We start from the raw sequence: 26,938 nt of genomic DNA, 5'->3' as shown, positions 1-26,938 counted from the left end.
TATTGGATGCTTCCCGCGCGCGCTTGGTTGCGCACCCGGCGCATCTGCGGAGCATCCTTGGGAGGAAGGTCCCAGCGTGCGGCCCTCCACCCTTCGTCCGATCGGGAGGCACATCAGATGGCGCGTGAGTCGGAGTCGGGGTTGCCGATCGAGCCGGTGTACGGGCCGGGTGTGCTGGAGGGGTGGGATCCGGCGGTGGAGTTGGGTGAGCCGGGTTCGTTTCCGTTCACGCGGGGTGTGTACCCATCGATGTATACGGGCCGGCCGTGGACGATGCGGCAGTACGCGGGTTTCGGTACGGCGGTGGAGTCGAATGCCCGGTACAAACAGCTGATCGCGAACGGCACGACGGGTTTGTCGGTGGCTTTCGATCTGCCGACGCAGATGGGTCACGACTCCGATGCCCCGATTGCGCATGGTGAGGTCGGCAAGGTGGGTGTCGCGATCGATTCGGTCGACGACATGCGGGTGTTGTTCGACGGTATTCCGCTGGACCGGGTGTCCACGTCGATGACGATCAATGCGCCGGCCGCGCTCCTTCTGCTGCTCTACCAGCTCGTGGGTGAGGAGCAGGGCGTCCCAGCAGAAAAGCTGACGGGGACGATCCAGAACGATGTGCTGAAGGAGTACATCGCGCGGGGTACGTACATTTTCCCGCCGAAGCCTTCGTTGCGGTTGATCGCGGACATCTTCAAGTACTGCAAGGCCGAGATCCCGAAGTGGAACACGATCTCGATCTCCGGCTATCACATGGCGGAGGCGGGTGCCTCGCCGGCGCAGGAGATCGCGTTCACTTTGGCGGACGGCGTCGAGTACGTCCGTACCGCCGTCGCGGCCGGGATGGATGTGGATGATTTCGCGCCCCGTCTCTCCTTCTTCTTCGTGGCGCGGACGACGATCCTGGAGGAGGTGGCGAAGTTCCGGGCGGCGCGGCGGATCTGGGCGCGGGTGATGCGCGAGGAGTTCGGTGCGAAGAATCCGAAGTCGCTGATGCTGCGTTTCCACACGCAGACCGCGGGTGTGCAGCTCACCGCGCAGCAGCCGGAGGTGAATCTGGTGCGCGTCGCGGTGCAGGGTCTGGCGGCGGTGCTGGGCGGTACGCAGTCGTTGCACACCAACTCCTTCGACGAGGCGATCGCGCTGCCGACGGACAAGTCGGCGCGCCTGGCGTTGCGGACGCAGCAGGTGCTTGCGTACGAGACGGATGTGACCGCGACGGTGGATCCGTTCGCGGGGTCGTATGTGGTGGAGAAGCTGACGGACGACGTCGAGGTGGCGGTGCTGGAGCTGATGGGGAGGGTCGAGGACCTGGGCGGTGCGGTGAGTGCGATCGAGCGGGGCTTCCAGAAGGGGGAGATCGAGCGTTCGGCGTATCGGATCGCGCAGGAGACCGATTCCGGTGAGCGGGTGGTGGTGGGGGTGAACCGGTTCGCGGTGGAGGTGGAGGAGCCGTACGAGCCGTTGCGGGTGGATCCGGTGATCGAGGCGCAGCAGGCGGAGCGGCTGGCCGGGCTGCGTGCGGAGCGGGACCAGGCGGCGGTGGACGCGGCGCTGGCGGAGCTGCGGAAGGCGGCGGAGGGCACGGACAACGTGCTCTATCCGATGAAGGACGCGCTCAGGGCACGGGCCACCGTCGGCGAGGTCTGCAACGCCCTCCGCGACATCTGGGGCACACACGTCCCGGCGGACGTCTTCTGATCCGCGCGTCCTGAGCCTTTGCCTGCCTGGTCACCGCGTGTCCTGAGCTTCCGCACGCGCCGATCTTCCGCGATACGAAACACCCGGGCGGAGTGTCGTACCCCCGTGCGACACTCCGTTCATGCTGGGTGTCACCGATCTTCCGACCTATCTCGTGGGCCTCGTCCTCATCATCCTTCTGCCGGGGCCGAACTCGCTCTACGTGCTGTCCGTCGCCGCCCGCAAGGGCACCCGGACCGGGTACAAGGCCGCCGCCGGCGTCTTCACCGGCGACGCGGTCCTGATGACGCTGGCCGCGCTCGGCGCGGCCTCGCTGCTCCAGACCACGCCGCTGCTCTTCATGATCGTGAAGTACGCGGGCGCGGGCTATCTGGCGTGGATGGCGTACGGGATGATGCGCTCGGCCTGGGAGATGTGGCGCTCGCGCGGGGAGGCCGTGGTCGAGGAGAGCGAGCAGGCCCACGCGGCGCCGGGGGAGAACCCGTACCGCAGGGCGCTGATCATCAGCCTCTTCAACCCGAAGGCGATCCTCTTCCTGATCTCGTTCTTCGTGCAGTTCGTGGACCCCGCGTACGCCTATCCGGCCCTCTCCTTCCTCGTGCTCGGCACGCTCCTGGAGATCGGCAGCTTCCTCTACCTCACGATGCTGATATTCGGCGGGACCCGGCTCGCCACTGCGTTCCGGCGCCGCAGGCGGCTCTCGGCCGGGGCGACCTCCGCCGCGGGCGCGCTCTTCCTCGGCTTCGCCGCGAAGCTCTCCCTCAGCAGCGCCGCTTGACCCTCACACCGTGTGAGGCCGTGTCGTAGGAGTCGTCATGTTCACCATCGGAGACTTCGCCCGGCACGGGCGGGTGTCGGTCCGCATGCTGCGCCACTACGACGCCATCGGACTGCTGCGCCCGGCCCATGTCGACCCGCACAGCGGCTACCGCTTCTACGAGGCGGACCAGCTCGCCCGCCTCAACCGCGTCATCGCGCTCAAGGAGCTCGGCTTCACCCTCGAACAGGTGGGGTCGATCCTCGGCGAGCACGTCGGCGCGGAGGAGCTGCGCGGCATGCTGCGGCTGCGCCAGGCAGAGCTGGAGACGGCCCTGGCGGAGGCGGCGGGACGGCTGGCCCAGGTCGGTGCGCGGCTCCGAGCCATCGAGAGCGAGGGGCACATGCCCACGCAGGACGTCGTGATCAAGAGCATTCCGCCGGTACGGCTCGCCGAGCTGAGCGGTGTGGCAGGCGGCTTCGGCCCCGGACAGATCGGCCCCGTCATCCAGCCGCTGTACGAGGCGCTGTGCGCGCGCCTGGAGGCGGCGGGCGTCACGGGGTTCGGCCCCGGGATCGCGTACTACGAGGACGCGGGGCGGGGGGACGGCTCGGTCGTCGTCCACGCGGGGATGACGCTCCCCGCGGGCACCGAGGAGGTGGCGGGCGTCGACGTCGTCGTGCTGCCCGGCCTGGACGAGGCGGCGACCGTCGTGCACCGGGGTCCGATGGAGGAGCTCCTGCCGACGGTCCAGACCCTGGCCACCTGGATCGACGCCAACGGCTACCGCTCGACGGGCTACTCCCGCGAGCTGTACCTGGAGTGCCCGGACGACCGCGCGAAGTGGGTGACGGAACTCCAGGAGCCGGTCACCCGCGCCTGACGCGGCAGAGACCGACAGAGCAGGGGGCCCACCCGGACACGTGTCCGGGCGGGCCCCCTGCTCACTTCGCCAGCGCCCGCTTCAGTTTCAGGGCGCGGCGGGCGAGGCGGCGGACCCTGGGGTGGCGGGGGACCGGGATGCCGCCCGGGAGGCCCAGGACGGTGAGGCGGCGGCGCTTGAAGTAGTGCCGCGTCCCCTCCGCGAGCGGGCCCGACAGGTGTCGTACCGCCGCGCCCCGCAGGTCCGGCCGGACCTTGGGCTGCATCGCGAAGCCGACCGCCGCGACCAGGCCCGTGAGGGCCTCCGCGTCCCGGGCCGTGGCCGGCGCGGTGTCGTCCTCCAGGTCGGGGACGAGCGCGTCCACCAGGGTCACCGGGATGCGGTTGCTGTTCTGGAACGGGGTCAGCTTCTCCAGGAGCGTCCGCGTACCGACCCGGGCCACCGGGATCCCGTAGAAGGCGCGCGCCGTCATCAGGGCCGTCGAGAAGCAGCCCACCACCAGCGCGGGACGCTGCTCCCGGTACACCACCTCGGCGAGCACCGGCCGGTCGAGGACGGTGAGTTCGGCGCCCAGCGCCTCCGCCTCCCGTGCCAGCCGGCGGGTCCAGGCGTCCGGGGCCGTGGGGTGCGGCTTGAAGACGAGCCGCCGGTGCCCGCGCGCGATCGCGCCGCGCACCATCCGTACGTGCAGCTCCTCCTCCTCGGCCGGGGTGAGCAGCGAGAGCGCCGCGAGGTACTGGCCGAGCAGCAGCGCCGGGCCCTCCTCCTCGGCGGCGGGGCCGGCCGTGTCCGCCAGTTCGGCGACCACCTTGGTGAAGGCCTCCGTCGGGACCACCTCGGGCGTCGGCCCGAACTCGCCCAGCAGCAGCGGCGCGAGACCGGGCACCAGGTCCAGATGGAGCAGCCGCCGCACCCGGTCGCCGACCAGCGGGTCGATCTTGTTACGGGTCGGGCCGTAGCTCATCAGCCCGTCGGCGTAGACGTCGAGCCGCGCCTCCGGGAACAGCCGGGCGATCGTCAGCGCCGGCGCCACCTGCACCGACTCCAGGGCGATCTCGATCCGGTCGTCGCCGAGGTCCCACAGCCGCCGCAGATGACGTTCGAGCATCGGCACGTCGTCCCCGCGGGGCGACCAGCCCGCCGGGTGCAGCGGCGAGATCGCCTCGTTCCAGGACAGCACCGCGTCGAAGCGGCCGCGCAGCCGCTCGAAGCCGGGCATCTCGTCGAGGGCCGGTGTGGTCTCCGGCACCGCCGCGTTGTTGCCGACGAGCAGGAGCCGCCGGTCGGCCGGGCCGAAGCAGCCGCTGTCCAGGGCGGCGGCCAGCGTCGTCGCGCCGTACAGGGTGGACGCGTAGAAGATCTGGGTGGTCCTCACGCGGCGGCCCCCGCGCCCTGGTTGAGGGAGGCCGCGCGGCGGCGGCGCAGCTTGCGCAGGACGCCCGCCCGCTCCTCGTCCATCGAGGACAGCGCCTCGTCGAGCACGTCCTGCGGCATGCGCCGCAGCGCCCCCGCACTCATCGAGCGCAATTTCTTCGCCACCGCCGGTTCGAATCGTTCAATGGAGGAGACGTGGTGCGAAATGAGCGCGCAATAGGTACGGACGGCTTTCGGAAGAAGCCGCTCCGCGTCCACGTCGTCGGCTGTTTCCTCGATCACCTGGTCGAAGGCCCGGATGAAATCGAGTTGGCGGATATCGCCGATCTGGGTGAGCGAGGTGGAGACACCGCGCCGGTAGAAGATTCCCAGTGTGCTCACCGCGGCGAAGGAGTCCGCCTCCCGGTGCAGCTTCCAGATCCACGGCCGGTCCTCCGCCGTCCGCAGGCCCGGCGTGAAGTGGAGCAGCCCGCGGTCGAGCAGCCGCCGGTGGTACATCCCCGCCCAGGCGTACGGATAGTCGACCGAGGTCGTCCGGTTGGCCGGCAGGATCGCGTCCCGGGGGCGCAGCAGCTCGCCACGCCGCGCGATCGGCGCGCGGCGCACGGACCGGCTCCGGTCGGTGTTCACCACGTGGTCGGTGCGCAGGAAGTCGCAGTCCAGCTCGTCCATGGCCGTGACCAGCCGGGACAGATGCCCGGGGGCGAGCCAGTCGTCGCCGTCGAGGAAGGCGAGGTAGCGCCCTCGGGCGGCGTCGAGTCCGGTGTTGCGCGCGGTGGCAAGACCCTCGTTCTTCTCGTGCCGGAGCAGAACGGCCCCCGGGATGTCGCGCGCGGCCCGTTCGAGGACCTCCGGCGTCCCGTCCGTCGAGCAGTCGTCGACGAGAAGGAACTCGAAGTCCTCGCGGGCGTTCGCGCGCAGGCTTGTCAGGGTGTCTGGGGCATATGTCTGCACGTTGTAGAACGGCACGACGACGGAGAGCTTGACCACCCTGCCGACGCTAGGCGCCGCCCCGGCATTCGTTCTGACCGGCAGAGGGATGTTCGGTGAACACGAAGAGGCGGGCGGCTTAACCGCCCCCGATCCCGGCCGTTTTCAGCGTGCGGAGAGGCTCTGTTCACCGTTTGTTGTGGCTCAGTTGGGCCAGCACACGAAATGCGTCTCTAGCGTCCTCGACGTGCCAGCAAGTACCCATGAACGAGTACGCGTCGCCGTACTCGCCGATTCCGACACCCGGTGGAAATGGGGCGCGCTCACCGCGCGCCGCATCACGGCTGCCGAACCCACCGGTTTCGTCCTGCGCGGCCGGGCGACCCCCACCGCGCGTCAGCTCGCCGAGACCGGGGTGTCCACCACACCCCCGCGCGAGGTGACGGGCGCGGAGTTCCTTCGTGAGGTACGGGACGGGGAGTACGACCTCGTCGTCCTCTCCCTGGTCGGCGGTACGGTCCGCGCGGTCCTCCAGGGGATCGCCGACCTGGGCCTGGAGCGCCGCCCGGTGATCGTCACCGGCTATGTCGGAGTCGTCTACGAGAAGCTCGCCGACGGTCTCCTGCTGCGCCACGGCGCGGACGTCGTCCTCGCCAACTCCCGCCACGACGCGGAGCGTTTCCGCGCCGTGTACGAAGGAGTGGGCGCCGACGCCTCCTCGGTCGTGGAAGCGGCGCTGCCGTTCCTCGGCGGTGCGCCCTACGCCCCCGAGCCCGGCCGGGACACCCTCGTCTTCGCCGCCCAGCCGTCCGTGCCGGTCACCCGCGCCGACCGTGCGTACCTGCTCCGCAGGCTCGTCGGGCACGCCCGGCTGCACCCCGGGCGGGAGGTGCTGCTCAAGCTCCGCTCCAAGCCGGGCGAGCACACCACCCACCTGGAGGAGCTGCCGTACCAGAAGCTGGTGCGCGACCTGGACACCCCGCCCAACTTCCGTCTGGTGTACGGGCACATGGGCGAGGTCCTGGACCGCACCGACCTGCTGGTCACGGTCTCCTCGACGGCCGCGCTCGAAGCGCTGCACCGGCGGATCCCCACGGCGATCCTCACCGACATGGGCGTGCGCGAGGTCCTCGGCAACCACCACTTCATCGGATCGGGGCTGCTGACCTCCTTCGACCGGCTCGACGCGGACGTCCGCCCGAAGCCGGACGAGGAGTGGCTCGCCCGGCAGGGCGTCGCGTCCGACGGCGGCTACGAGAAGGCCTTCGACGCAGCCCGCGCGCGGGTCGCCGAACTGCTCGACGGGCCGCCGCTGCCCCCGATCACCCCCTACTACACGACGGAGACGGCCCCGGGGTACCTGCCCGGGATCCTCGCCCGCCACCGCCTCGACGTGACCGCGCCGGCGACCCGCGACAGCGGGCTGCGCCGGATCGTCCGGGAGGCGGCGCGGGGCGCGTACCGCCACGGCGTCCAGCGCGTGGCCCCCGTCATCCGCCGTCTTGGAGAACTCTGATGACCACGACCGTGCTTGCCGTCATCCCGGCGCGGGGCGGATCCAAGGGCGTCCCCGCCAAGAACCTCGCCCCGGTCGCGGGCGTCCCGCTGGTCTCCCGTGCGGTCCGCGCCTGCCTCGGCGCCCCTCTGGTGACCGATGTCGTCGTCTCCACGGACGACGCGGCGATCGCCTCGGCGGCCCGCGCGGCCGGCGCGGAGGCGATCCACCGCCCGGCCTCGATCGCCGGCGACACGGCCACCAGCGAGTCGGCGGTCCTGCACGCGATGGACGCCTTCGAGGCGACGAGCGGGCGCCGCGTGGACGTGATCCTCCTCGTCCAGTGCACGAGCCCCTTCCTCACGGCGGGCGAGGTCAACGGAACCGTGGAGCGGATCGTCGAGGGCGGCGCGGACACGGCCTTCACCGCCGCCCCGACGCACGGCTTCCTCTGGCGCGAGAGCTCCGGAGGCGGGACCGGCGGGGAGGACTCCGGTGCCTGTGGCGTCAACCACGACAAGGCGCACCGCCCCCGCCGGCAGGACCGGGAGCCCGAGTACCTGGAGACCGGCGCCGTCTACGCGATGGCCGCCGAGGGCTTCCGTACCCACAGGCACCGCTTCTTCGGCCAGACCGCGCTCGTCGTCACCGACCCCGCCCGGGTCCTGGAGATCGACGACCCGCACGACCTGGCCCGCGCCCGCGCCCTCGCGCCACTGCTCGACACCCCGATCACCCCCGGCTTCGACGACATCGACGCCGTGGTCCTCGACTTCGACGGCACGCAGACCGACGACCGGGTCCATCTCGATTCCGAGGGCCACGAGTTCGTCTCCGCGCACCGGGGCGACGGCCTCGGGATCGCGGCCCTGCGCCGCGCGGGCATGCCGGTCCTGATCCTCTCGACCGAGCAGAACGCCGTCGTCGCCGCCCGTGCCCGCAAGCTCAGGATCCCTGTCCTGCACGGCATCGACCGCAAGGACCTCGCCCTCAAGCAGTGGTGCGAGGAACAGGGCATCGACCCGCAGCGCGTCCTCTACGCCGGCAACGACGTCAACGACCTCCCGTGCTTCCACCTCGTCGGCTGGCCCGTCGCGGTGGCGAGCGCGCACGACTCCGTACGGGCCGCCGCCCGTGCGGTGACCCTCACCCCCGGTGGCTCCGGAGCCGTCCGCGAGATCGCGGCCTGGCTTCTCGGACCCGAGCTCCACACCCCCAACTCCTAAGGAACACCAGAACCATGACCACTCGCCTCCGCACCTTCGGCAGCAAGACCGCGGGCCCCGGCCAGCCCGTCTACGTCACCGGTGAGATCGGCATCAACCACAACGGTGACCTGGAGAACGCCCTCGCGCTCATCGACGTGGCCGCCGAGGCCGGCTGCGACGCCGTGAAGTTCCAGAAGCGCACGCCCGAGATCTGCACCCCGCGCGACCAGTGGGACATCGAGCGGGACACCCCCTGGGGCCGCATGACCTACATCGACTACCGCCACCGTGTGGAGTTCGGCGAGGACGAGTACCGCGCCATCGACGAGCACTGCAAGAAGCGCGGCATCGACTGGTTCGCCTCCCCGTGGGACACCGAGGCCGTCACCTTCCTGGAGAAGTTCGACGTCCCGGCGCACAAGGTCGCCTCCGCCTCCCTCACGGACGACGAGCTGCTCCGCTCGCTGCGCGCCACCGGCCGTACGGTCATCCTCTCGACCGGCATGTCGACGCCGAAGCAGATCCGTCACGCGGTCGAGGTCCTGGGCAGCGACAACATCCTGCTCTGCCACGCCACGTCCACGTACCCGGCCAAGGCCGAGGAGCTCAACCTCAACGTGATCAACACGCTGAAGGAGGAGTACCCGAACGTCCCGATCGGCTACTCCGGCCACGAGACGGGCCTCCAGACCACGCTGGCCGCCGTCGCCCTCGGCGCCACGTTCGTCGAGCGCCACATCACCCTCGACCGCGCCATGTGGGGCTCCGACCAGGCCGCCTCGGTCGAGCCGCAGGGCCTGCAGCGCCTCGTCCGCGACATCCGCACGATCGAGACCGCGCTCGGTGACGGCATCAAGAAGGTCTACGAGTCGGAGCTCGGCCCGATGAAGAAGCTCCGCCGGGTCCAGGGGTCTGTCGCCGCATGACCGGCCAGCTGGCGTTCGTCGAGAGCCCGGTCCAGCTCCTGAACGTCCTGGAGTGGGCACATGCCCAGTCCCTCGCCGTCGGGGGCACGACCGCCCCCGACGGCCGGGGGGCCGCGATACACGCCAGCTCCGAGGAGCCGGACTCGGCCCCTCCCCCCGGCGTGGGCCCGGTGCAGGCCCCGGCGGACCTCACCCTCGTGGTGCTCTCGCCGACCGACCCGATGTCGCGCGGCCAGCTGCGCCGGATGGCCCAGCTGGCCCGCGACGACGGGTTCACCGTGCACTGGCAGGAGGCGCGCGGCTCCCGCGGCTCCCTCGGCCGGACGCTGCGCGAGCTCGCCCCGCTGCTGCGGTCGGCCGAGCGCGTGATCGTCGGGGACCCGTTCTCCCGCTACGTGCAGCTGCTGCTCACGCTCTTCGCCCCCAGGCGTCTGACGGTCGTCGACGACGGCACGGCCACCATGGAGTACGCCGCCCAACTGGCCCGTGGTGAGCGTCTGGTGCGCTGGCACCGGCGCGGCAGCCGGGGGCCGCGCGAGCTGGTGCTCGCGCCGGTGACCGCCGCCGCCCGCCGCAAGCTGGCTCCGACCCGGAGCCGTACCGTCGAGATCTTCACCTCGCTCCCGGTCGAGCCCCCGCCCGGTACGACCGTCACCCAGAACACCTTCGCCTGGACCCGGTCCCGCTTCGGCCCGCCCCGGCTCACCAAGGGCGCGGACCTGGTCGGCACCTCGCTGGTCGAGACCGGCGTGGTCGATCCCGACCAGTACGCCGCCGTCGTCGCCGAGCTGGCCCGCGTCCACGGCGCCACCCGCTACTTCGCGCACCGCCGCGAGGCGACGGAGAAGCTGCACCGGATCGCGGTGGAGACCGGTCTGGAGATCGTCCGGCCCGATCTGCCGCTGGAGCTGATCGCCCGGCGCGGCCCGATCGGCCGAACGGTGGTCAGCTTTCCCTCGACCGTCGTCCACACCCTGCCGCTGGCTCTGGCCGGCACGGGGGTCAAGGTCGCCGTCTGCGAGATCGCGCCTGAGTGGCTCAAGGAGACCGCCTCCCCCCGGGCCCAGGGCTTCCTGGCCGGAGTCGCGGGCACGGCGGCCCACGAGGTCGACCGGCTGACCGCCCAGGCGGCCCAGGCCACCCAGACCCCACAACGGCTCGAATTCGGGTGAGCTTACCCACAAGGGATGGTCGTCAAGCCTGGTAAACCGAGATTCTTTCCCCTATCGGGCTGAACTTTTCGTGATCAACGGGCAGTTGATCTCTGAAGGGGCCTACCCTTCAAAAGGTGAACCAGTTGAAGTCCCGTGAGCCCGGCTCCGTCGCTCTGCCCGGAACGCTGTCCGCGCCGCTGCGCGCCGAACTGATCGCGTTCCGCCGCGACTTGCACATGCACCCCGAGCTCGGCAACCAGGAGTTCCGGACGACCGCGGCCGTGAAGGCCCGCCTGGAGGCCGCGGGACTCGCGCCGAAGGTCCTCCCGGCGGGCACGGGCCTGGTGTGCGACATCGGCACCTGGAACCGGACGCGCCCCATGCTGGCGATCCGCGCCGACCTCGACGCGCTGCCCATTCCGGACGTCAAGACCGTCGCGTACCGCTCCACCGTGCCCAACCGGGCCCACGCATGTGGACACGATGTCCACACCACCACCGTCCTCGGCGCCGGACTCGTCCTCGCCGAGCTCGACCGGCAGGGACTGCTCCCCAACGCCGTACGGCTGATCTTCCAGCCCGCCGAGGAGGTCCTGCCCGGCGGCGCGGCCGACGCCATCGAGTACGGCGTCCTGGACGGGGTCGGCCGGATCGTCGCCGTGCACTGCGACCCGAAGGTGGACGCCGGCCGGATCGGCCTGCGCCCCGGGCCCATCACCTCCGCCTGCGACCGCCTCGAAGTCACCCTCGACGGCCCCGGCGGCCACACGGCCCGCCCGCACCTCACCACGGACCTCGTCACGGCCGCAGCCCGGATCGCCGTCGACGTCCCGGCCCTGCTCGCCCGCCGGGTGGACGCCCGCTCGGGCCTCGCGGTCACCTGGGGCCGCATCGAGGCCGGCCACGCCTGCAACGTCATCCCGCAGCACGCCGAGCTGTCCGGCACGGTCCGCTGCCTCGACCTGCCCGCCTGGCGCGACGCCCCGGACCTGGTCCACGCGGCGATCGACGAGATCGCCACCCTCCACCGCGCCAAGTCGACCATCAACTACGTCCGCGGGGTCCCCCCGGTCGTCAACGACCCGGTCATCACCGAACTGCTCCGGGACGCCATGACGGCCCGCAGGGGAGCGGAGCAGGTCGAGGACACCGAGCAGAGCCTCGGCGGCGAGGACTTCTCCTGGTACCTGGAGCACGTCCCCGGTGCGATGGCCCGCCTGGGCGTCCGCACCCCGGGCGACACGACACGCCGGGATCTGCACGCGGGCGACTTCGACGTGGACGAGCGGGCCATCGCGGTCGGTGTCGAGTTCTTCACCGCGGCGGCCCTGCTCGACGCCGCACCGCGGCTCTGACGCTCCGAGACGCGGTTCATCCGGCCGGCCCAGCGGCCGACGCACGTCCGGCCCAGCGGTCCGCGCGCCGTCGCGCGGGCCCGGGTCGAACGCCCGCACCAGCGTGTATAACCGGTCGTGCCGGGGCGGACGCCGTCGGTCGTCCTTCTGGCCGGTTCGCGACGATCCGATAACGACTCATGAACGGGTCTTTAACTGACATCTACGCGCGTTACGATCCACGCGAAACCAGCGCCGGAAGAGGCGCTTTCGGTCAGTCTCGAAGGGACCCTCCTCTTGCGCCGGGTATCCAAGATCGTTTCCGCGTCCGCAGTGACCGCGGCCCTCGCTCTCACCGCCACCGCTTGTGGTGAGTCGTCCACCGAGTCCGGATCCGACTCGGACACCATCAAGGTCGGCATGGCGTACGACGTCGGCGGCCGTGGTGACAACTCGTTCAACGACTCCGCCGCCCGTGGCCTCGACAAGGCCAAGGCCGACCTCGGTGTCGAGACCAAGGAGCTCACCGCCAAGACCGGTGAGACCCCGGCCGACCGCGAGCAGCGCCTCACCTCCCTTGCCGAGGGTGGCTTCAACCCGGTCATCGGTGTCGGCTTCGCCTACAAGGACGCCATCGACAAGGTCGCCGCGAAGTTCCCGAAGACCACCTTCGGCCTCGTCGACTCGGTCTCCGACGTGAAGAACGTCGACTCGATCGTCTTCACCGAGGAGCAGGGCTCGTACCTCGCCGGTGTCGCGGCCGCGCTGAAGTCCAAGGACGGCAAGATCGGCTTCATCGGCGGTGTCGACACCCCGCTGATCAAGAAGTTCGCCGCCGGCTTCCAGCAGGGTGTCAAGGACACCAAGCCGGACGCCTCGGTCACCATCCAGTACCTGTCCACCGGTACGGACTTCTCCGGCTTCGGCGCCCCGGACAAGGGCAAGGCCGCCGCCAAGGGCATGCTCGACAAGGGCATCGACGTCATCTACGCCGCCGCGGGCGGCTCCGGTGCCGGTGCCATCGAGGCCGTCGCCGCCAAGCCCGGCACCTGGGCGATCGGCGTCGACTCGGACCAGGCCAAGGACCCGGCCCTGTCCAAGTACGCCGGTTCGATCATGACCTCGATGGTCAAGAACGTCGACACGGGTGTCTTCGAGCTCATCAAGTCCGTCCAGGACGGCAAGCCGGCGACCGGCACGCACGTCTACTCGCTGGCCGAGAACGGTGTCTCGCTGACCACCACCGGTGGCCACCTCGAGGACATCCAGCCCAAGCTGGACGAGGCCAAGAAGAAGATCATTGACGGACAGATCAAGGTCAACACGACCCTCTGACCTCCGTCGGACAGGGGCCCGGAGAGCGGCTTCGGCCGACACTCCGGGCCCCCTTCACACGTCTGCCCGCGGGCAGTTGAACGATTTTCCAAAAGCTACGCGCGTAGCGTGCGCCGTACAGGGTATTTTTCGCCACCGACAGCGCCTGCGCACCGCCTCATCCCCTCCTCACGCTCCCTGCCTAGGAGAGTGCGTCATCAAAGCCTCCAGCCCCAGCAGTCCCAACGCCGTAGAACTCCGCGGCATCACCAAGCGTTTCCCCGGAGTCGTGGCCAACCACGACATCGACATCACCGTGCGCCGCGGCACCGTGCACGCCCTCGTGGGCGAGAACGGCGCGGGCAAGTCGACCCTGATGAAGATCCTGTACGGCATGCAGAAGCCGGACGAGGGCACCATCACGGTCGACGGCGAGCTGGTGACGTTCAACAGCCCCGGCGATGCCATCACCCGCGGTGTCGGCATGGTGCACCAGCACTTCATGCTCGCCGACAACCTCACGGTCCTCGAGAACGTCGTCCTCGGCTCCGAGAAGCTGTACGGCATCGGCGACAAGGCCCGCGCCAAGATCAAGGAGATCTCCGGCGCGTACGGCCTCGGCGTCCGTCCCGACGTGCTCGTCGAGGACCTCGGTGTGGCCGACCGCCAGCGCGTGGAGATCCTCAAGGTCCTCTACCGCGGCGCCCGCACCCTGATCCTCGACGAGCCGACCGCCGTGCTCGTCCCGCAGGAGGTCGACGCGCTCTTCGACAACCTGCGCGAGCTCAAGGCGGAGGGCCTGACGGTCATCTTCATCTCGCACAAGCTGGGCGAGGTCCTGTCGGTCGCCGACGAGATCACCGTCATCCGCCGCGGCACCACGGTCGGCACCGCCGACCCGAAGCACACCACGACCAAGCAGCTCGCCGAGCTGATGGTCGGCGCCGAGCTGCCCTCGCCGGAGACCCGCGAGTCGACGGTCACGGACGTGCCGATGCTGACGGTCCAGGACCTGTCGCTCAGCGCCGTCGACCCCGACGGCGTGGTCCGCGCGGTCCTCGGCGGCATCACCTTCACCATCCACAAGGGTGAGGTGCTCGGCATCGCCGGTGTCGAGGGCAACGGCCAGTCCGAGCTCGTCGACACGATCATGGGCATGCGCAACGCCGACCGGGGTGTCCTGACCCTCGACGGCGCCGACATCTCGTCCGCCCCGACGCGCAAGCGGCGCGAGGACGGCATCGGCTGCATCCCCGAGGACCGCCACCGGCACGGTCTGCTCCTGGAGGCCCCCCTCTGGGAGAACCGCATCCTCGGCCATGTCACCGAGAAGCCCAACTCCAAGGGCGCCATCCTCGACCTCAAGGCCGCCCGCAAGGACACCGAGCGGATCGTCCGCGAGTACGACGTCCGTACCCCCGGCATCGAGGTCACCGCGGCCTCCCTCTCCGGCGGCAACCAGCAGAAGCTGATCGTCGGCCGCGAGATGAGCCACGACCCCAAGCTGCTGATCGCCGCCCACCCCACCCGTGGCGTGGACGTCGGCGCGCAGGCGCAGATCTGGGACCAGATCCGCGCGGCGCGCCGGGAGGGCCTCGCGGTCCTGCTGATCTCCGCCGACCTGGACGAGCTGATCGGCCTCTCCGACACCCTGCGCGTGATGTACCGCGGGCGTCTGGTGGCCGACGCCGACCCGGCGACCATCACCCCGGAGGAGCTGGGCTCGGCCATGACCGGCGCCGCCGCCGGCCACCTTGAGCACCCTGAGAGCCCTGAGGGCACCGACGGCCCGGAGGACGAGGCCCGATGAAGAAGTTCGACAAGGAGCGGCTGCTCCTCGGCATCGCGGCACCGCTGCTCGCGATCGTCGCCGCCTTCCTGATCACCGCCCTGGTGCTCGCGGCGACCGGCAAGGAGCCGTTCAGCGCCTTCGGGATCATGTTCGACTACGGCATCAAGTCGGACAGCCAGGTCTACATCATCAACAAGGCGACGACGTACTACCTGGCGGGCATCGCGGTGGCCATCGGCTTCCGCATGAACCTGTTCAACATCGGTGTCGACGGCCAGTACCGTCTCGCGGCGTTCTTCGCCGCCGCCGTCGGTGGCGCGCTGACCCTCCCGGGCGTCGTCCAGATCCCGCTGATCATCATCACCGCGATGATCGTCGGCGCGATGTGGGCGGGCATCGCCGGTGTCCTGAAGACCACCCGGGGTGTCAGCGAGGTCGTCTCCACGATCATGCTGAACTTCATCGCGACCGCGATCATCGGCTACCTGCTCCAGCCCGGCCGTCTCGGCCACCTGGACGCGGCCGGTACGAAGGTCGCGACGACCCCGCTGCCGGAGTCCTCGCGCTTCTTCGAGTTCCCGACCACGCCGACCCCGGTCTACGGCTTCGTCGTCGTCGCGGTCATCGCGGGCATCGGCTACTGGTTCACGCTCTCCCGCACCCGCTTCGGCTTCGACCTGCGCACCGTCGGCCAGTCCGACACGGCGGCCGCGGCCTCCGGCGTCAACGTCAAGCGGATGGTCGTCACCTCCATGCTGATCTCCGGCGGCATGGCCGGTCTGATCGGTATGCCGACGCTGCTCAACGACTCGTACGAGTTCGGCGGCGACTTCCCCGTCGGCATCGGCTTCACCGGTATCGCCATCGCCCTGCTGGGCCGCAACCACCCGATCGGCATCGCGCTCGCCGCGATCCTCTGGGGCTTCCTGGAGCGCGGCGGCCAGCAGCTGGAGTTCGAGGACTACGACCGGGAGATCGTCGGCGTCATGCAGGGCGTCATCGTCCTCTGCGTCGTCATCGCCTACGAACTCGTCCGCCGCTACGGCCTCAAGCGCCAGCAGCGTCAGGTCGGCGAGAAGCTCGCGGCCCAGGCCCGTTCCAACAACTCGACGGAGGTGTCGGCGTGACCGCCACGGCGACTTCCACCCCGCCGCCCGCCGCGCCCAAGGCGGCCGGTGGCAAGGGCGGCCGCACCCGCCTCTCCCTGCCCTGGATCCTGCTGATCGTCGCGGGCGGGCTCATCGCCCTCTCCGCCGTCCGGGCCATCACCGGCGCGCAGGACCTCACCTCGGCCGGCCAGATCGGCGCCGCGCTCTCGCTCGCCGTGCCGATCGGTCTCGCCGGTCTCGGCGGTCTGTGGGCCGAGCGCGCGGGCGTGGTCAACATCGGCCTCGAAGGCATGATGATCCTCGGCACCTTCTTCGGTGCCTGGGCCGGCTGGCAGACCAGCCCCTGGCTCGGCATCCTCGCCGGCATCGTGGGCGGCATGCTCGGCGGCCTGCTGCACGCCGTCGCCACGGTCACCTTCGGCGTCGACCACATCATCTCCGGCATCGCGATCAACATCCTGGCGGTCGGCTTCACGACCTACTTCGCCAAGCTGTGGTTCAACACCGGCGAGGCGGCCACGAAGGGCGGCAGCCCCAAGCAGTCCCCGCCGGCCGAGGAGATCACCTCGGTCACGATCCCGGGCCTGTCGGACTGGCTGGCCGACATCGAGAAGCACCACTGGTTCCTGATCTCGGACGTCGCCGGCATCCTCGGCGGCCTGGTCACCAACGTCTCGGTGGTCACGATCATCGCGGTGCTGCTGGTGATCGGCACGTTCTTCGTGCTGTGGAAGACCGCGTTCGGTCTGCGCCTGCGCTCCTGCGGTGAGAACCCGATCGCCGCCGAGTCCCTCGGCGTCAACGTCTACAAGTACAAGTACATCGCCGTGATCGTCTCCGGCGGCATGGCCGGTCTCGGCGGCGCCTTCCTGTCGCTGGTCACCTCGCACATCTACAACGAGGGCCAGACCGGTGGCCGTGGCTACATCGGCCTCGCGGCGATGATCTTCGGCAACTGGCGGCCGGGCGGCCTGGCGATGGGCGCGGGCCTGTTCGGCTTCGCCGACGCGCTCCAGCTGCGCAGCGGCGGCGAGTCCGTGCACGCGCTGCTCCTGCTGCTCTTCGCGGTGCTCGTCGCGATCGCGGCCTGGAAGGCGTACAAGAAGCGCTGGATCACCTCCTCGATCGCCATCGTCATCGGTGTCGGCGTGTTCATCTGGTACCTCGGCACCGAGACGGTCCCGGTCGAGTTCGTCAGCGCCACGCCGTACGTCGTGACCCTGCTGGTGCTGTCGCTCTCCGCGCAGCGCCTGCGGATGCCCAAGGCGGACGGCATGCGCTACCGCAAGGGCGAGGGCAAGTGACGCCCAGCAGTCCGGCGCCCGACTGGGAGCTGCTGCGGGTGACGGCCCGGGACGCCATGTCCCGTGCCTACGCCCCGTACTCCGGCTACCCGGTCGGCGCCGCCGCGCTCGTCGACGACGGGCGCGTGGTCTCCGGCTGCAACGTGGAGAACGCCTCGTACGGCCTCGGGCTGTGCGCGGAGTGCGGGCTCGTCTCGCAGCTCCAGGCCACCGGCGGCGGCCGGCTGACCCACTTCGTCTGCGTGGACGGCCAGGGCGAGTGCCTGGTGCCGTGCGGACGGTGCCGGCAGCTGCTGTACGAGTTCGGGGGGCCCGAGCTCGTCCTGGAGACCCCGGCCGGGTTCGCCACCCTCGCCGAGATGCTCCCGCAGGCCTTCGGCCCCGGGCACCTCAGGAAGTAACACCGAGGAGAGCGGCCCTTCCGGCACCATGGGGAGGGCCGCTCTCTCCTCTCACCCCTCTATGCGCGTAGAAAGAGGCACCACCATGGACGTCATCTCCGTCATCCGCACCAAGCGGGACAAGGGCGAGCTGAGCCCGGAGCAGATCGACTGGGTCATCGACGCCTACACCCGCGGCGAGGTCGCCGACGAGCAGATGTCCGCCCTGGCCATGGCCATCCTGCTCAACGGCATGAACCGCACGGAGATCGCCCGCTGGACCGCCGCGATGATCGCGAGCGGCGAGCGCATGGACTTCTCCTCGCTCTCCCGTCCCACCTCCGACAAGCACTCCACGGGCGGTGTCGGCGACAAGATCACCCTTCCGCTCGCCCCGCTGGTCGCCGCCTGCGGCGCGGCCGTGCCGCAGCTGTCGGGCCGGGGCCTCGGCCACACCGGCGGCACGCTGGACAAGCTGGAGTCGATCCCCGGCTGGCGCGCGCTGCTCTCCAACGAGGAGATGCTGCACGTCCTGGACACGACCGGCGCGGTGATCTGCGCGGCGGGCGACGGCCTGGCGCCGGCGGACAAGAAGCTCTACGCGCTGCGGGACGTCACCGGCACGGTGGAGGCCATCCCGCTGATCGCCTCCTCGATCATGTCGAAGAAGATCGCCGAGGGCACGGGCTCGCTGGTCCTGGACGTGAAGGTCGGCTCCGGCGCGTTCATGAAGAACCTCGAGAACGCCCGTGAACTCGCCTCCACGATGGTGGGCCTGGGCACGGACAGCGGCGTGAAGACGGTCGCGCTGCTCACCGACATGTCGACCCCGCTCGGCCTGACCGCCGGCAACGCCCTGGAGGTCCGCGAGTCGGTCGAGGTCCTGGCGGGCGGCGGCCCGGCGGACGTCGTCGAGCTGACGATCGCGCTGGCCCGCGAGATGCTCGACGCGGCCGGGATCAAGGACGCGGACCCGGCGAAGGCGCTGGCGGACGGCTCGGCGATGGACGTCTGGCGCCGGATGATCGCGGCGCAGGGCGGCGACCCGGACGCGACCCTCCCGGTCGCCCGCGAGCAGCACGTCGTGACCGCGGCCTCGTCGGGCGTCCTGACCCGCCTCGACGCGTACGACATCGGCATCGCCGCCTGGCGCCTCGGCGCCGGCCGGGCCCGCAAGGAGGACCCGGTCCAGGCGGGCGCGGGCGTCGAGCTGCACGCCAAGCCGGGCGACACGGTCACGGCGGGCCAGCCGCTGCTGACGCTCCACACGGACACGCCGGAGAAGTTCGACTACGCCCTGAAGTCCCTGGACGCCGCCTGGGACATCGCGGCGGAGGGCACGGCGTTCACCCCGAACCCGATCGTCCTGGACCGCATCGCCTGAGGGATATGCCTCTGACACCTTCGGGTGAACGGGACCGGTGGACCCCCACCGGTCCCGTTCGGCATGCTGGGATCGGTGACGACCGACTGAGGAGCACACCATGAGCGCACTCGCCGCCGAGCCCGGGCAGGGCTGGGACGACCTCGTCCGTCTCTGGCATGAGATGGACTGGCCCGAGGGCTGCAAGGTGGAGATCATCGAGGGGATCATCACCGTGGCGCCTTCGCCCGCCAACCAGCACAACGGCATCGCCAACAAGCTGCAGCGTCGGCTGTATCAGGCAATTCCGGAGGATTGGGGCGTCTACCAGACTCAGGCGGTTGCCATCCCGACCCGCTCGGGGATGTACATTCCAGACCTGTTGGTGACACCCGAAGTGGCTCTCAACGAACCTGGCCACTACATCCCGGCCACGGCAGCCGAGCTCGTTGTCGAGATCACTTCGCAGTCGAACGCCAATCATGACCGCATCAGCAAAGAGGCGGGATACGCCACGGCAGGCGTGCCGCTGTATCTGCTCATCGATCGGTGGGCACCCGGTGGCCCGACGGTGACGCTCTTCGGCGAACCGCGGAGCGATGTCTACCGTGTGCTGCGTGCCGTGAAGTTCGGCGAGGAAATCCACCTCCCCGACCCCTTCGACCTCACGCTCGACACCAGCACCTTCCCGGTCTAGGCGCCGCCCGGGCCGCCGCGGCCCGTCCCGCCGATGAGTTCCGGCCGCCGCGCGGGTCTCCCTGGTGTGGACACCAGTCGACCGCTCGTTCTGACCCTCGCCGCCCGGGCCACCTCCGACGAGGTCGCCCGGCTGTGCGCCGTGCTCGAAGGGGTGCCGCCCACCGACGTGATCTGCGAGGTCGGGGGCCTGACGCACACCGACCTCGCCGCCGTGGACGCCCTCGCCCGGCTGAAGCTCACCGCCGGGCGCCTCGGACACCGGCTCACGTTCCGGGGGGCCGGCGCGGAGCTGCGGCTCCTCCTCGACCTGACCGGGCTCGCCGACGTCCTGTGACCGGAGCCCTTACGCCGGGAGCCGCTCCGGAAGGTCGAAGAGCGGGAACCACCGCTTGGTGTCCAGGAAGAAGTCCATCCCGCCGACCTTGCCGTCCCGCACCTCCAGGACGATCAGGGCCCACGGGCTGTACCCGCCCTCCGGGTCCGGGTGGTAGTGCGCGAACGCCGGCGAGCCGTTCGCCACGGTCGGCACCAGCTTCGAGCCGCGGCAGACGTCGCCGACCCCGAGCATCCAGCCCACGATGTCGTCGTGGCCGCGCAGCCACAGGTCGTACGGCGGCATGGACATCGTCGCGTCCTCGTGGAGGAGCGCGGTCAGCGCCTTCATGTCGTACCCCTCGAAGGCCGCGACATAGCGCTCCAGGAGCTGCTTCTGCTCCTCGTCCAGCGGGTCCGCCGCGTCCGAGACCGCCGGTTCGTTCTCGGCGATCGTGGCGCGCGCCCGCTGCAGCGCGCTGTTGACCGAGGCGACCGAGGTGTCGAGCAGCTCGGCGACCTCGCTCGCCTTCCAGGCCAGCACCTCGCGCAGGATCAGCACGGCCCGCTGCTTCGGCGGCAGGTGCTGCAGGGCGGCGACGAACGCGAGGCGCACGGTCTCACGGGAGACCGCGGTCTCGGCGGGGTCGGCCACCGACGGCAGCACCCGGCCGTCCGGGACCGGCTCCAGCCAGGTGATCTCCGGCCGGGCGTTCAGCTGTGCCTGGGCGACCGGCGTGGCGGCCGTCAGATCCATCGGCCTGGCCCGCTTGTTCCCCGCGTTGAGCGAGTCCAGACAGACGTTCGTCGCGATGCGGTAGAGCCAGGAGCGCAGGCTGGAGCGCCCCTCGAAGGAGTGGAACGAGCGCCAGGCGCGGACCATCGTGTCCTGCACGGCGTCCTCGGCCTCGAACGACGAGCCGAGCATCCGGTAGCAGTAACCGGTCAGCTCCGTACGGTACTTCTCCAGCTCGGAGTTCCGGTCCGCGGTTGCGAGGTCACTCATGAACGTCCACCCCAGTCGCCCCTCACCGGCACCGGTGCTGTGCCGATGAGGGGAAGCTACCGCAGCCCACTGACAGCGCGGGTCAGGTTCCGGGCTTCCGTCCGTAGACGTACACGTCGTCACCGTTCCTGAGCAGGTTCCAGTACGCCTTGGCGTCGGCCGGACGCATGTTGACGCAGCCGCCCGAACCCGGCGGGTTCCACATGGACTTCGTCGTGGAGTGGAACGCCTGCCCGCCGTCGAAGAACTGCGAGTACGGCATCGAGACGTGGTAGAGCGTCGACCAGTGGTTGATCTTGCGCCAGTAGATCTTCTTGGCGCCGGTGCGGGTCTCGGTCCCGTTCTTTCCCGTACGGACCGGCACCGGCCCGTACTTCAGCTTCTTCCCGTCCTGGATCCAGCTCAGCTGCCGCGTCAGGTCGACGCAGGCGATCCGGCCCTTGTTCGTCGGGCACTTCCCGGCCTTGTTCGGGTTCTTCCCGGCGGCCTTCTGCTCCAGCATCGTGTTCATCGTCCGCCAGGTCAGCGGACCCGCGTACCCCATGGTCGGGGTGATGCCGTGCTTGCGCTGGAACGACTGGATGGCCTTGCAGTCGGCCGACGACTGCTTGCCGTCCACCTTCAGGCCGAGGAACTTCTCCACCTGCTTCTGGTGCGGTCCCGTCGTCACGTTGCACGACGCCGCCTGGGCCGTACCCGCGCCGAGGGCCACCGTCAGCGGCACCACCATCGAGGTGATGCCGAGGACGATCCCCGCGCGCTTCCTTATCCCGTGCATGATCACCAACTCCCCCTTGAGGCCTATGCCTCAGAGGACGAGCGGGACCGCGTTCTGGTTGTACGGATCCGGTCTCGATTCAGTGCGCGGTGCGCAGCGAGAGGTTCCGCGCCCGGACCCGCGCGCTGTGGCTGCCGTAGAGCGTGACCGACACGACGCCCAGGACCGCGACGAGACCCAGGAGGACCGTGCCCGCCCAGCCGCCGGAGTGGAAGGCGATCGCACCGAGCGTGCCGCCCGCGCTGCTGCCGATGTAGTACGCGGACTGGTAGAGCGCCGAGGCCTGCGCACGGCCCGTCGTCGCGGTCCGGCTCACCGAGGAGGAGGCGACCGCGTGCCCGGCGAAGAAGCCGGCCGTGATCAGGACCAGGCCGAGCAGGACGGCGGCGAGGGCGTCGGAGAGCGAGAGCAGCAGGCCGGCCGCGGTCGTGCCGACGGCCAGGTAGAGCGCCCCGCGCCGGCCGAGCCGGCCCACGAGCTTCCCGGCCGCCGCCGAGGAGACCGTACCGACCAGGTAGACCAGGAAGATCGAGCCGATGACGCCCTGGGGGAGCGAGAACGGGGCCTCGACCAGGCGGTAGCCGATGACGGTGTAGACCGCGCCGAAGACCGTCATGAACAGGGCGCCGATCGCGTACAGACGCATCAGCAGGGGGTCGGCGAGATGGGTGCGGACCGTCGCCGCGAGCGCCTTCGGGTTGAGCGAACCCGGCGTGAAGTGGCGGGCCTTGGGGATGAGGACCCGGAAGGCGACCGCGCAGGCCACCGCCATCAGGCCGACCGCGAGGAGTCCGGTGCGCCAGCCCCACATCTGCGCCACCCAGCCGGTGACGATGCGGCCGCTCATCCCGCCGATCGAGTTGCCCGCGACGAAGAGGCCGATCGCGGCGATCAGCGCCTTGGGCCGTACCTCCTCGGCGAGGAACGCCATCGCGGAGGCCGGCAGGCCCGCGAGCGCCGCGCCCTGGACGGCGCGCAGGGCGACCAGCCACTCCAGGCTCGGGGCGAACGGGACGAGCAGACCGACGGCGACCGCGACGCAGAGCGAGGCGGTCATCATCTCGCGCCTGCCGAAGCGCTCGGAGAGGGCGCTCATCGGGAGGACGAGCAGGGCGAGGGCGAAGGTCGCGGCGGAGACCGTCCAGGAGGCCGCGGAGGCGGTGGCACCGAACTCGGCGGAAATCGCGGGGAGGAGGGCCTGGGTGGAGTAGAGGAGCGCGAAGGCGGCGAGGCCGGCGGCGAAGAGCGCGAAACTCATCCGGCGGTGACCGGGGGCTCCGGGGGCGAGGCGGGTGTCGGCGACCGTGCTGGTGGCGGCCGCCTTGGTACTGGCGGAAGGCATGCCTCGAACGTAGGACGATTCGTTTCATGCGTCCAATGCATGGAACTGCTGTAATCGTTCCCATGGTGCATGAGTACAGGTCACAGGGTCGGCTGTCACCGAGTAGTTACGAAGAAGACATGGGGCTGCTGCTCGCGCCGCGGCTCGCGTACTTCGCGGCGGTGGCCCGCCACGAGCATGTGACCAGGGCCGCGGCCGAGATGGGGGTGCCGCAGTCGACGCTCTCGCGGGCGATGGTCCGGCTCGAACAGGACCTGGGGGTGGCCCTCTTCGCCCGGAAGGGCCGCACGGTCTCGCTCACCCCGGCCGGCCGGACGTTCCTGGCCTCCGCCGAGCGGGCCCTCGCCGAGGTGGAGCGGGCGGCCGACTCCGTACGGGCGGACGCGGACCCGGCGGCGGGGCGGGTCGCGTTCGGGTTCCTGCACACCATGGGCTCCGAGACCGTCCCCGGGCTCATCCGCGCCTTCCGGGTCGACCACCCCCGGGTCCGCTTCACCCTCGTCCAGAACTACGGCGAGGCGATGATCGAGCGGCTGCGGGCCGGCGACCTGGACCTGTGCCTGACCTCTCCCGTCCCGGACGCGCCCGACCTGGTGGCCCGACGGCTGGACGAGCAGCGCCTGCGGCTCGTCGTCCCCGACGACCACCGGCTCGCCACCCGCAAGCGGATCCGTCTGGCGGAGGCGGCCGAGGAGACCTTCGTGACCCTGGAGCCGGGCTACGGGCTGCGGCGCATCACGGACGACCTGTGCGCCGAGGCCGGTTTCACCCCGCGCGTCGCCTTCGAGGGCGAGGAGGCCGAGACCCTGCGGGGCCTGGTCGCGGCCGGACTGGGCGTCGCGCTGCTGCCGCCGCCCGCGGTTCCGCGCCCCGGCGTCGTCGAACTCACGGTCACGGCCCCGCGCGCGGTGCGCGAGATCGGAGTCGCCTGGCTCGACGGCCACCCGGACACGGCCCCGGTGGCGGCCTTCAAGCGCTTCCTGCTCGGCAAGCGGGGCAGCCTCCTGCCGGAGTAGGCGCTCCCGACGGCGCAGGGCCGACGGCGCAGTGCCGACGGCGCAGGGCAGGCGGCGCAGGGCTAGCGGCGCAGGGCGCGGCCGAAGCCCGCGGCCAATGGCATCCGCAGTCCCAGCGGCGGCGGAGCCGCGAGCGCGTCCGCGACCGGGCGGGCGAAGGAGCGGGCGAAGAGGGAGCCGAGGACGAAGTCGGCCGCCAGGGCGTGGACTTCGTCGTGGTACTGGCGCAGCGCGTGGCCGTCGGAGTGCACTTCGAAGCGGCACGTGTCGCGGTTCGCCTTCTTCGCCCGTTCCGCCAGCCGGTACGACAGCTCCGGATCCGTCCGGGCGTCGTTCGTGCCGTGCACGATCAGGATCCGGCGTCCGACCAGCTGGCGCACGGGCTCGGGCTCGGCCGCCACGTCGTCCTCCGGCAGCCACGGCGCGAGTGCGAGCACCGCGTCGACCGCCGCGTGTCCGGCCGCGCGCAGCGCGGCCCGCGCGCCCATCCCGTGGCCGGCCAGGCAGACCGGGACGTCGCCGTAGCGCCGTACCGCCTCCGCCACCGCCCAGGAGGCGTCCGAGGCCAACTGGGCGTCCGTGCCGTTCCAGCCGCGCCCCCGGTAGCGCACCACGTGCGCCAGCAGGCCCTCCTCGCGCCCCGCCCTGGCCAGCCGGCGGCCCAGCGGCAGCAGCGCCGCGTGGGCCCGCAGCGAGGCGCCCCGCGCGGAGGCCACCTCGCCGTCGGGAAGGAGCAGGACCACACCGCCCACCGCCGTACCGGGGTGCGATGCGCCGACGGGCCGTCCGAGCCGGGGTGTCCGGCTGCCGGCAGTCCCTACGAGTGCGGAGTGCGCCATGGCAGAACAGTCTCAGAAGCCGAGGTGTACGCCATCCGTACGCGCGGTCACTGTTACGTATCGACAAGCGAGTTGAGGAGGGGCGCTCTACGCGCGTAGGGGCTAGAGTGCGGAAATGACGAGCCAGACCTCCAACGTGCCCACCGCGGACCAGATCCGCCGCGCCCCGAAGGTGCTCCTCCACGACCACCTCGACGGCGGACTGCGCCCCGGCACGGTCATCGAACTCGCCCTCGCGCAGGGCTACGACAACCTCCCCGAGACGGAACCCGACAAGCTCGGCATCTGGTTCCGCGAGGCCGCCGACTCCGGCTCCCTGGAGCGCTATCTGGAGACCTTCGCGCACACCTGCGCCGTCATGCAGACCCGCGAAGCCCTCGTCCGGGTCGCCGCCGAGTGCGCGGTGGACCTCGCGGAGGACGGTGTCGTCTACGCCGAGGTGCGCTACGCCCCCGAGCAGCACCTGGAGGCCGGGCTCACCCTGGAGGAGGTCGTCGAGGCGGTCAACGAGGGCTTCCGCGAGGGTGAGCGCCGGGCCAGGGCGAACGGCCACCGCATCCGGGTCGGCGCGCTGCTGACGGCGATGCGGCACGCCGCCCGCGCCCTGGAGATCGCCGAACTCGCCAACCGCTACCGCGACTCCGGCGTCGTCGGCTTCGACATCGCGGGTGCCGAGGCCGGGTACCCGCCCACCCGCCACCTCGACGCCTTCGAGTACCTCAAGCGGGAGAACAACCACTTCACGATCCACGCCGGCGAGGCCTTCGGGCTGCCGTCGATCTGGCAGGCCCTGCAGTGGTGCGGCGCCGACCGGCTGGGCCACGGAGTGCGGATCATCGACGACATCGAGGTCGCCGACGACGGCTCGGTGCGGCTCGGCCGGCTCGCCGCGTACGTCAGGGACAAGCGCGTCCCGCTGGAGATGTGCCCGACGTCCAACCTGCAGACCGGCGCCGCGGACTCCATCGCGGAGCACCCCATCGGCCTGCTCCGCAAGCTGCATTTCCGTGCCACGGTCAATACCGACAACCGGCTGATGAGCGGTACGAGCATGAGCCGGGAATTCGAGCAGCTGGTCGAGGCATTCGACTACACGCTCGACGACATGGCGTGGTTCACGGTCAATGCGATGAAATCAGCGTTCATTCCTTTCGATGAACGTCTGGCCATGATCAATGACGTGATCAAGCCCGGATACGCCGAGCTGAAGTCCGAATGGCTGTTCCGGCAGACCGCCACGACCAGCGAGTCTTCCTCGCAGGCGGGCTGAGGGAGAGCTTCTGGGTGGGAGTGGGGCGGCCGGGGAACATCTGCTCGGCCGCCTTTCGGTGTTTGCGGGAGCGTCATCCGGTGGCTAGGTTCCTAAGCCGCTCTGCATTCACCGAATTTCCTGCTTTCCCCGAAGCTCGAAGATCCCCAAGATCCCCAAGGATGATTTTCTGATGAAGCAGTCTGCCGCCAAGACGCTCGGTGTCGCCGCTCTCGGTGCCGCTTTCGCCGCTGCCGCCGCCGGCACGGCCTCCGCCGCACCGTCGCTGCCCGCCTCCCCGGACGCGGCGCTCGGTCTGGTGACCCAGGCCGTGCCGCTGGGTGACGGCCTCACCGAGCTCCCCGACGGCGCCGCCGAGTCCCTCCTCTCCGGCCAGTCGTCGGTCGACCAGGGCGTCAAGACCCTGCCGGCCGCCGCGGGTGCCGCCACCCAGCACCTCCCGCTCGACGCCGCCAACGGCCCGCTGGCCAGCACCCCGGTCGGCGGCCTGCTCGGCGGCCTGCCGGTCGGTGCCCTGCCGCTCGGCTGACCCGATCACGCCGTACGGACGCCGATGGGGCGCCGCCCGAAGCTCGAAGATCCCCAAGATCCCCAAGGATGATTTTCTGATGAAGCAGTCTGCCGCCAAGACGCTCGGTGTCGCCGCTCTCGGTGC

25 protein-coding genes are annotated in these 26,938 nt (G+C 70.6%); 19 read left to right on the top strand and 6 right to left on the bottom strand.

Annotated features, from left to right (window positions below; genetic code table 11):
* Positions 1 to 117: 117 nt before the first annotated feature.
* The 3 genes from ACFVGW_RS25365 (at position 118) to ACFVGW_RS25355 (ending at position 3,338) form a co-directional block, all read left to right on the top strand.
* Complete coding sequence (locus ACFVGW_RS25365; RefSeq protein WP_385853594.1) at positions 118 to 1,698, top strand: methylmalonyl-CoA mutase; 1,581 nt, start codon at positions 118 to 120, stop codon at positions 1,696 to 1,698.
* Positions 1,699 to 1,819: 121 nt separating this feature from the next.
* Positions 1,820 to 2,476, top strand: a complete 657-nt coding sequence (leuE, locus tag ACFVGW_RS25360) for a leucine efflux protein LeuE (protein ID WP_383223339.1) — start codon at positions 1,820 to 1,822, stop codon at positions 2,474 to 2,476.
* Positions 2,477 to 2,513: 37 nt separating this feature from the next.
* Entirely contained in the window at positions 2,514 to 3,338 is an 825-nt protein-coding gene (locus ACFVGW_RS25355; RefSeq protein ID WP_385853593.1) for a MerR family transcriptional regulator, read from the top strand.
* Between the two features lie 61 nt (positions 3,339 to 3,399).
* Here ACFVGW_RS25355 and ACFVGW_RS25350 read toward each other — a convergent pair whose 3' ends face one another.
* Both ACFVGW_RS25350 and ACFVGW_RS25345 read right to left on the bottom strand, forming a co-directional pair.
* Positions 3,400 to 4,713, bottom strand: coding sequence for an alpha-2,8-polysialyltransferase family protein (locus tag ACFVGW_RS25350; RefSeq protein WP_383296391.1), 1,314 nt, complete (start codon positions 4,711 to 4,713; stop codon positions 3,400 to 3,402).
* The gene (locus ACFVGW_RS25345; protein ID WP_385853592.1) at positions 4,710 to 5,702 is read right to left on the bottom strand and encodes a glycosyltransferase family 2 protein; all 993 of its coding nucleotides are present in this window, start codon (positions 5,700 to 5,702) and stop codon (positions 4,710 to 4,712) included. Before ACFVGW_RS25345 ends, ACFVGW_RS25350 begins: the two co-directional genes overlap by 4 nt.
* Positions 5,703 to 5,889: 187 nt before the next feature.
* On the opposite strand from ACFVGW_RS25345, the gene ACFVGW_RS25340 reads away from it, so the two are divergent.
* From ACFVGW_RS25340 to ACFVGW_RS25280, 13 genes are all read left to right on the top strand, one after another.
* Complete coding sequence (locus ACFVGW_RS25340; RefSeq protein ID WP_385853591.1) at positions 5,890 to 7,158, top strand: DUF6716 putative glycosyltransferase; 1,269 nt, start codon at positions 5,890 to 5,892, stop codon at positions 7,156 to 7,158.
* Complete coding sequence (locus tag ACFVGW_RS25335) at positions 7,158 to 8,363, top strand: cytidylyltransferase domain-containing protein (protein ID WP_385853590.1); 1,206 nt, start codon at positions 7,158 to 7,160, stop codon at positions 8,361 to 8,363. The genes ACFVGW_RS25340 and ACFVGW_RS25335 overlap by 1 nt, the downstream gene beginning before the upstream one ends.
* Positions 8,364 to 8,377: 14 nt before the next feature.
* Positions 8,378 to 9,271, top strand: a complete 894-nt coding sequence (locus ACFVGW_RS25330) for an N-acetylneuraminate synthase family protein (RefSeq protein ID WP_385853589.1) — start codon at positions 8,378 to 8,380, stop codon at positions 9,269 to 9,271.
* Complete coding sequence (locus ACFVGW_RS25325; RefSeq protein ID WP_383223356.1) at positions 9,268 to 10,443, top strand: hypothetical protein; 1,176 nt, start codon at positions 9,268 to 9,270, stop codon at positions 10,441 to 10,443. The genes ACFVGW_RS25330 and ACFVGW_RS25325 overlap by 4 nt, the downstream gene beginning before the upstream one ends.
* A gap of 116 nt (positions 10,444 to 10,559) precedes the next feature.
* A complete protein-coding gene (locus tag ACFVGW_RS25320) occupies positions 10,560 to 11,780 on the top strand; it encodes a M20 family metallopeptidase (protein WP_383223357.1) in 1,221 nt (406 codons plus the stop codon).
* A gap of 276 nt (positions 11,781 to 12,056) precedes the next feature.
* Positions 12,057 to 13,094 (top strand): BMP family ABC transporter substrate-binding protein, encoded by a 1,038-nt coding sequence (locus ACFVGW_RS25315; protein ID WP_352192285.1) that lies wholly within the window; start codon positions 12,057 to 12,059, stop codon positions 13,092 to 13,094.
* A 145-nt stretch (positions 13,095 to 13,239) separates the two neighbouring features.
* The gene (locus ACFVGW_RS25310) at positions 13,240 to 14,883 is read left to right on the top strand and encodes an ABC transporter ATP-binding protein (protein ID WP_383296397.1); all 1,644 of its coding nucleotides are present in this window, start codon (positions 13,240 to 13,242) and stop codon (positions 14,881 to 14,883) included.
* A complete protein-coding gene (locus ACFVGW_RS25305) occupies positions 14,880 to 15,992 on the top strand; it encodes an ABC transporter permease (protein WP_352192284.1) in 1,113 nt (370 codons plus the stop codon). The genes ACFVGW_RS25310 and ACFVGW_RS25305 overlap by 4 nt, the downstream gene beginning before the upstream one ends.
* The gene (locus tag ACFVGW_RS25300; protein ID WP_352192283.1) at positions 15,989 to 17,278 is read left to right on the top strand and encodes an ABC transporter permease; all 1,290 of its coding nucleotides are present in this window, start codon (positions 15,989 to 15,991) and stop codon (positions 17,276 to 17,278) included. Before ACFVGW_RS25305 ends, ACFVGW_RS25300 begins: the two co-directional genes overlap by 4 nt.
* The gene (locus ACFVGW_RS25295; protein WP_352192282.1) at positions 17,275 to 17,679 is read left to right on the top strand and encodes a cytidine deaminase; all 405 of its coding nucleotides are present in this window, start codon (positions 17,275 to 17,277) and stop codon (positions 17,677 to 17,679) included. Before ACFVGW_RS25300 ends, ACFVGW_RS25295 begins: the two co-directional genes overlap by 4 nt.
* An 85-nt stretch (positions 17,680 to 17,764) precedes the next feature.
* Positions 17,765 to 19,042 carry a thymidine phosphorylase gene (locus ACFVGW_RS25290; protein WP_385853588.1) on the top strand — a complete coding sequence of 426 codons (1,278 nt, stop codon included), beginning with the start codon at positions 17,765 to 17,767 and terminating at the stop codon, positions 19,040 to 19,042.
* Positions 19,043 to 19,142: 100 nt separating this feature from the next.
* Positions 19,143 to 19,718 (top strand): Uma2 family endonuclease, encoded by a 576-nt coding sequence (locus ACFVGW_RS25285; protein WP_385853587.1) that lies wholly within the window; start codon positions 19,143 to 19,145, stop codon positions 19,716 to 19,718.
* Between the two features lie 66 nt (positions 19,719 to 19,784).
* Positions 19,785 to 20,054: an STAS domain-containing protein gene (locus tag ACFVGW_RS25280; RefSeq protein WP_383223362.1), complete on the top strand. Its 270-nt coding sequence runs from the start codon at positions 19,785 to 19,787 to the stop codon at positions 20,052 to 20,054.
* A 9-nt stretch (positions 20,055 to 20,063) separates the two neighbouring features.
* Here the strand turns inward: ACFVGW_RS25280 and ACFVGW_RS25275 are convergent, their stop codons facing one another.
* From ACFVGW_RS25275 to ACFVGW_RS25265, 3 genes are all read right to left on the bottom strand, one after another.
* Complete coding sequence (locus ACFVGW_RS25275) at positions 20,064 to 21,038, bottom strand: sigma-70 family RNA polymerase sigma factor (RefSeq protein WP_385853586.1); 975 nt, start codon at positions 21,036 to 21,038, stop codon at positions 20,064 to 20,066.
* 82 nt (positions 21,039 to 21,120) lie between these two features.
* Positions 21,121 to 21,768, bottom strand: coding sequence for a L,D-transpeptidase family protein (locus ACFVGW_RS25270; RefSeq protein ID WP_383296394.1), 648 nt, complete (start codon positions 21,766 to 21,768; stop codon positions 21,121 to 21,123).
* Positions 21,769 to 21,895: 127 nt separating this feature from the next.
* A complete protein-coding gene (locus tag ACFVGW_RS25265) occupies positions 21,896 to 23,158 on the bottom strand; it encodes an MFS transporter (RefSeq protein ID WP_385853585.1) in 1,263 nt (420 codons plus the stop codon).
* 62 nt (positions 23,159 to 23,220) lie between these two features.
* Here ACFVGW_RS25265 and ACFVGW_RS25260 point away from each other — a divergent pair, with 62 nt between their 5' ends.
* Positions 23,221 to 24,174 carry a LysR family transcriptional regulator gene (locus ACFVGW_RS25260; protein ID WP_383223368.1) on the top strand — a complete coding sequence of 318 codons (954 nt, stop codon included), beginning with the start codon at positions 23,221 to 23,223 and terminating at the stop codon, positions 24,172 to 24,174.
* A gap of 62 nt (positions 24,175 to 24,236) precedes the next feature.
* Here the strand turns inward: ACFVGW_RS25260 and ACFVGW_RS25255 are convergent, their stop codons facing one another.
* Positions 24,237 to 25,013: an alpha/beta hydrolase gene (locus ACFVGW_RS25255; protein ID WP_385853584.1), complete on the bottom strand. Its 777-nt coding sequence runs from the start codon at positions 25,011 to 25,013 to the stop codon at positions 24,237 to 24,239.
* 115 nt (positions 25,014 to 25,128) lie between these two features.
* Here ACFVGW_RS25255 and ACFVGW_RS25250 point away from each other — a divergent pair, with 115 nt between their 5' ends.
* Entirely contained in the window at positions 25,129 to 26,283 is a 1,155-nt protein-coding gene (locus ACFVGW_RS25250; protein ID WP_383223373.1) for an adenosine deaminase, read from the top strand.
* A gap of 172 nt (positions 26,284 to 26,455) precedes the next feature.
* On the top strand, positions 26,456 to 26,812 hold the full coding sequence (locus ACFVGW_RS25245; RefSeq protein WP_383223376.1) for a hypothetical protein: 357 nt from the start codon (positions 26,456 to 26,458) through the stop codon (positions 26,810 to 26,812).
* Positions 26,813 to 26,938: the final 126 nt, after the last annotated feature.

Origin of the sequence: Streptomyces sp. NPDC127129 (assembly GCF_042671585.1) — a bacterium.
Taxonomy (GTDB): Bacteria; Actinomycetota; Actinomycetes; order Streptomycetales; family Streptomycetaceae; genus Streptomyces.
Note: the sequence above shows the minus strand (reverse complement) of the source record. Positions and strands in the feature narration are given on the sequence as shown.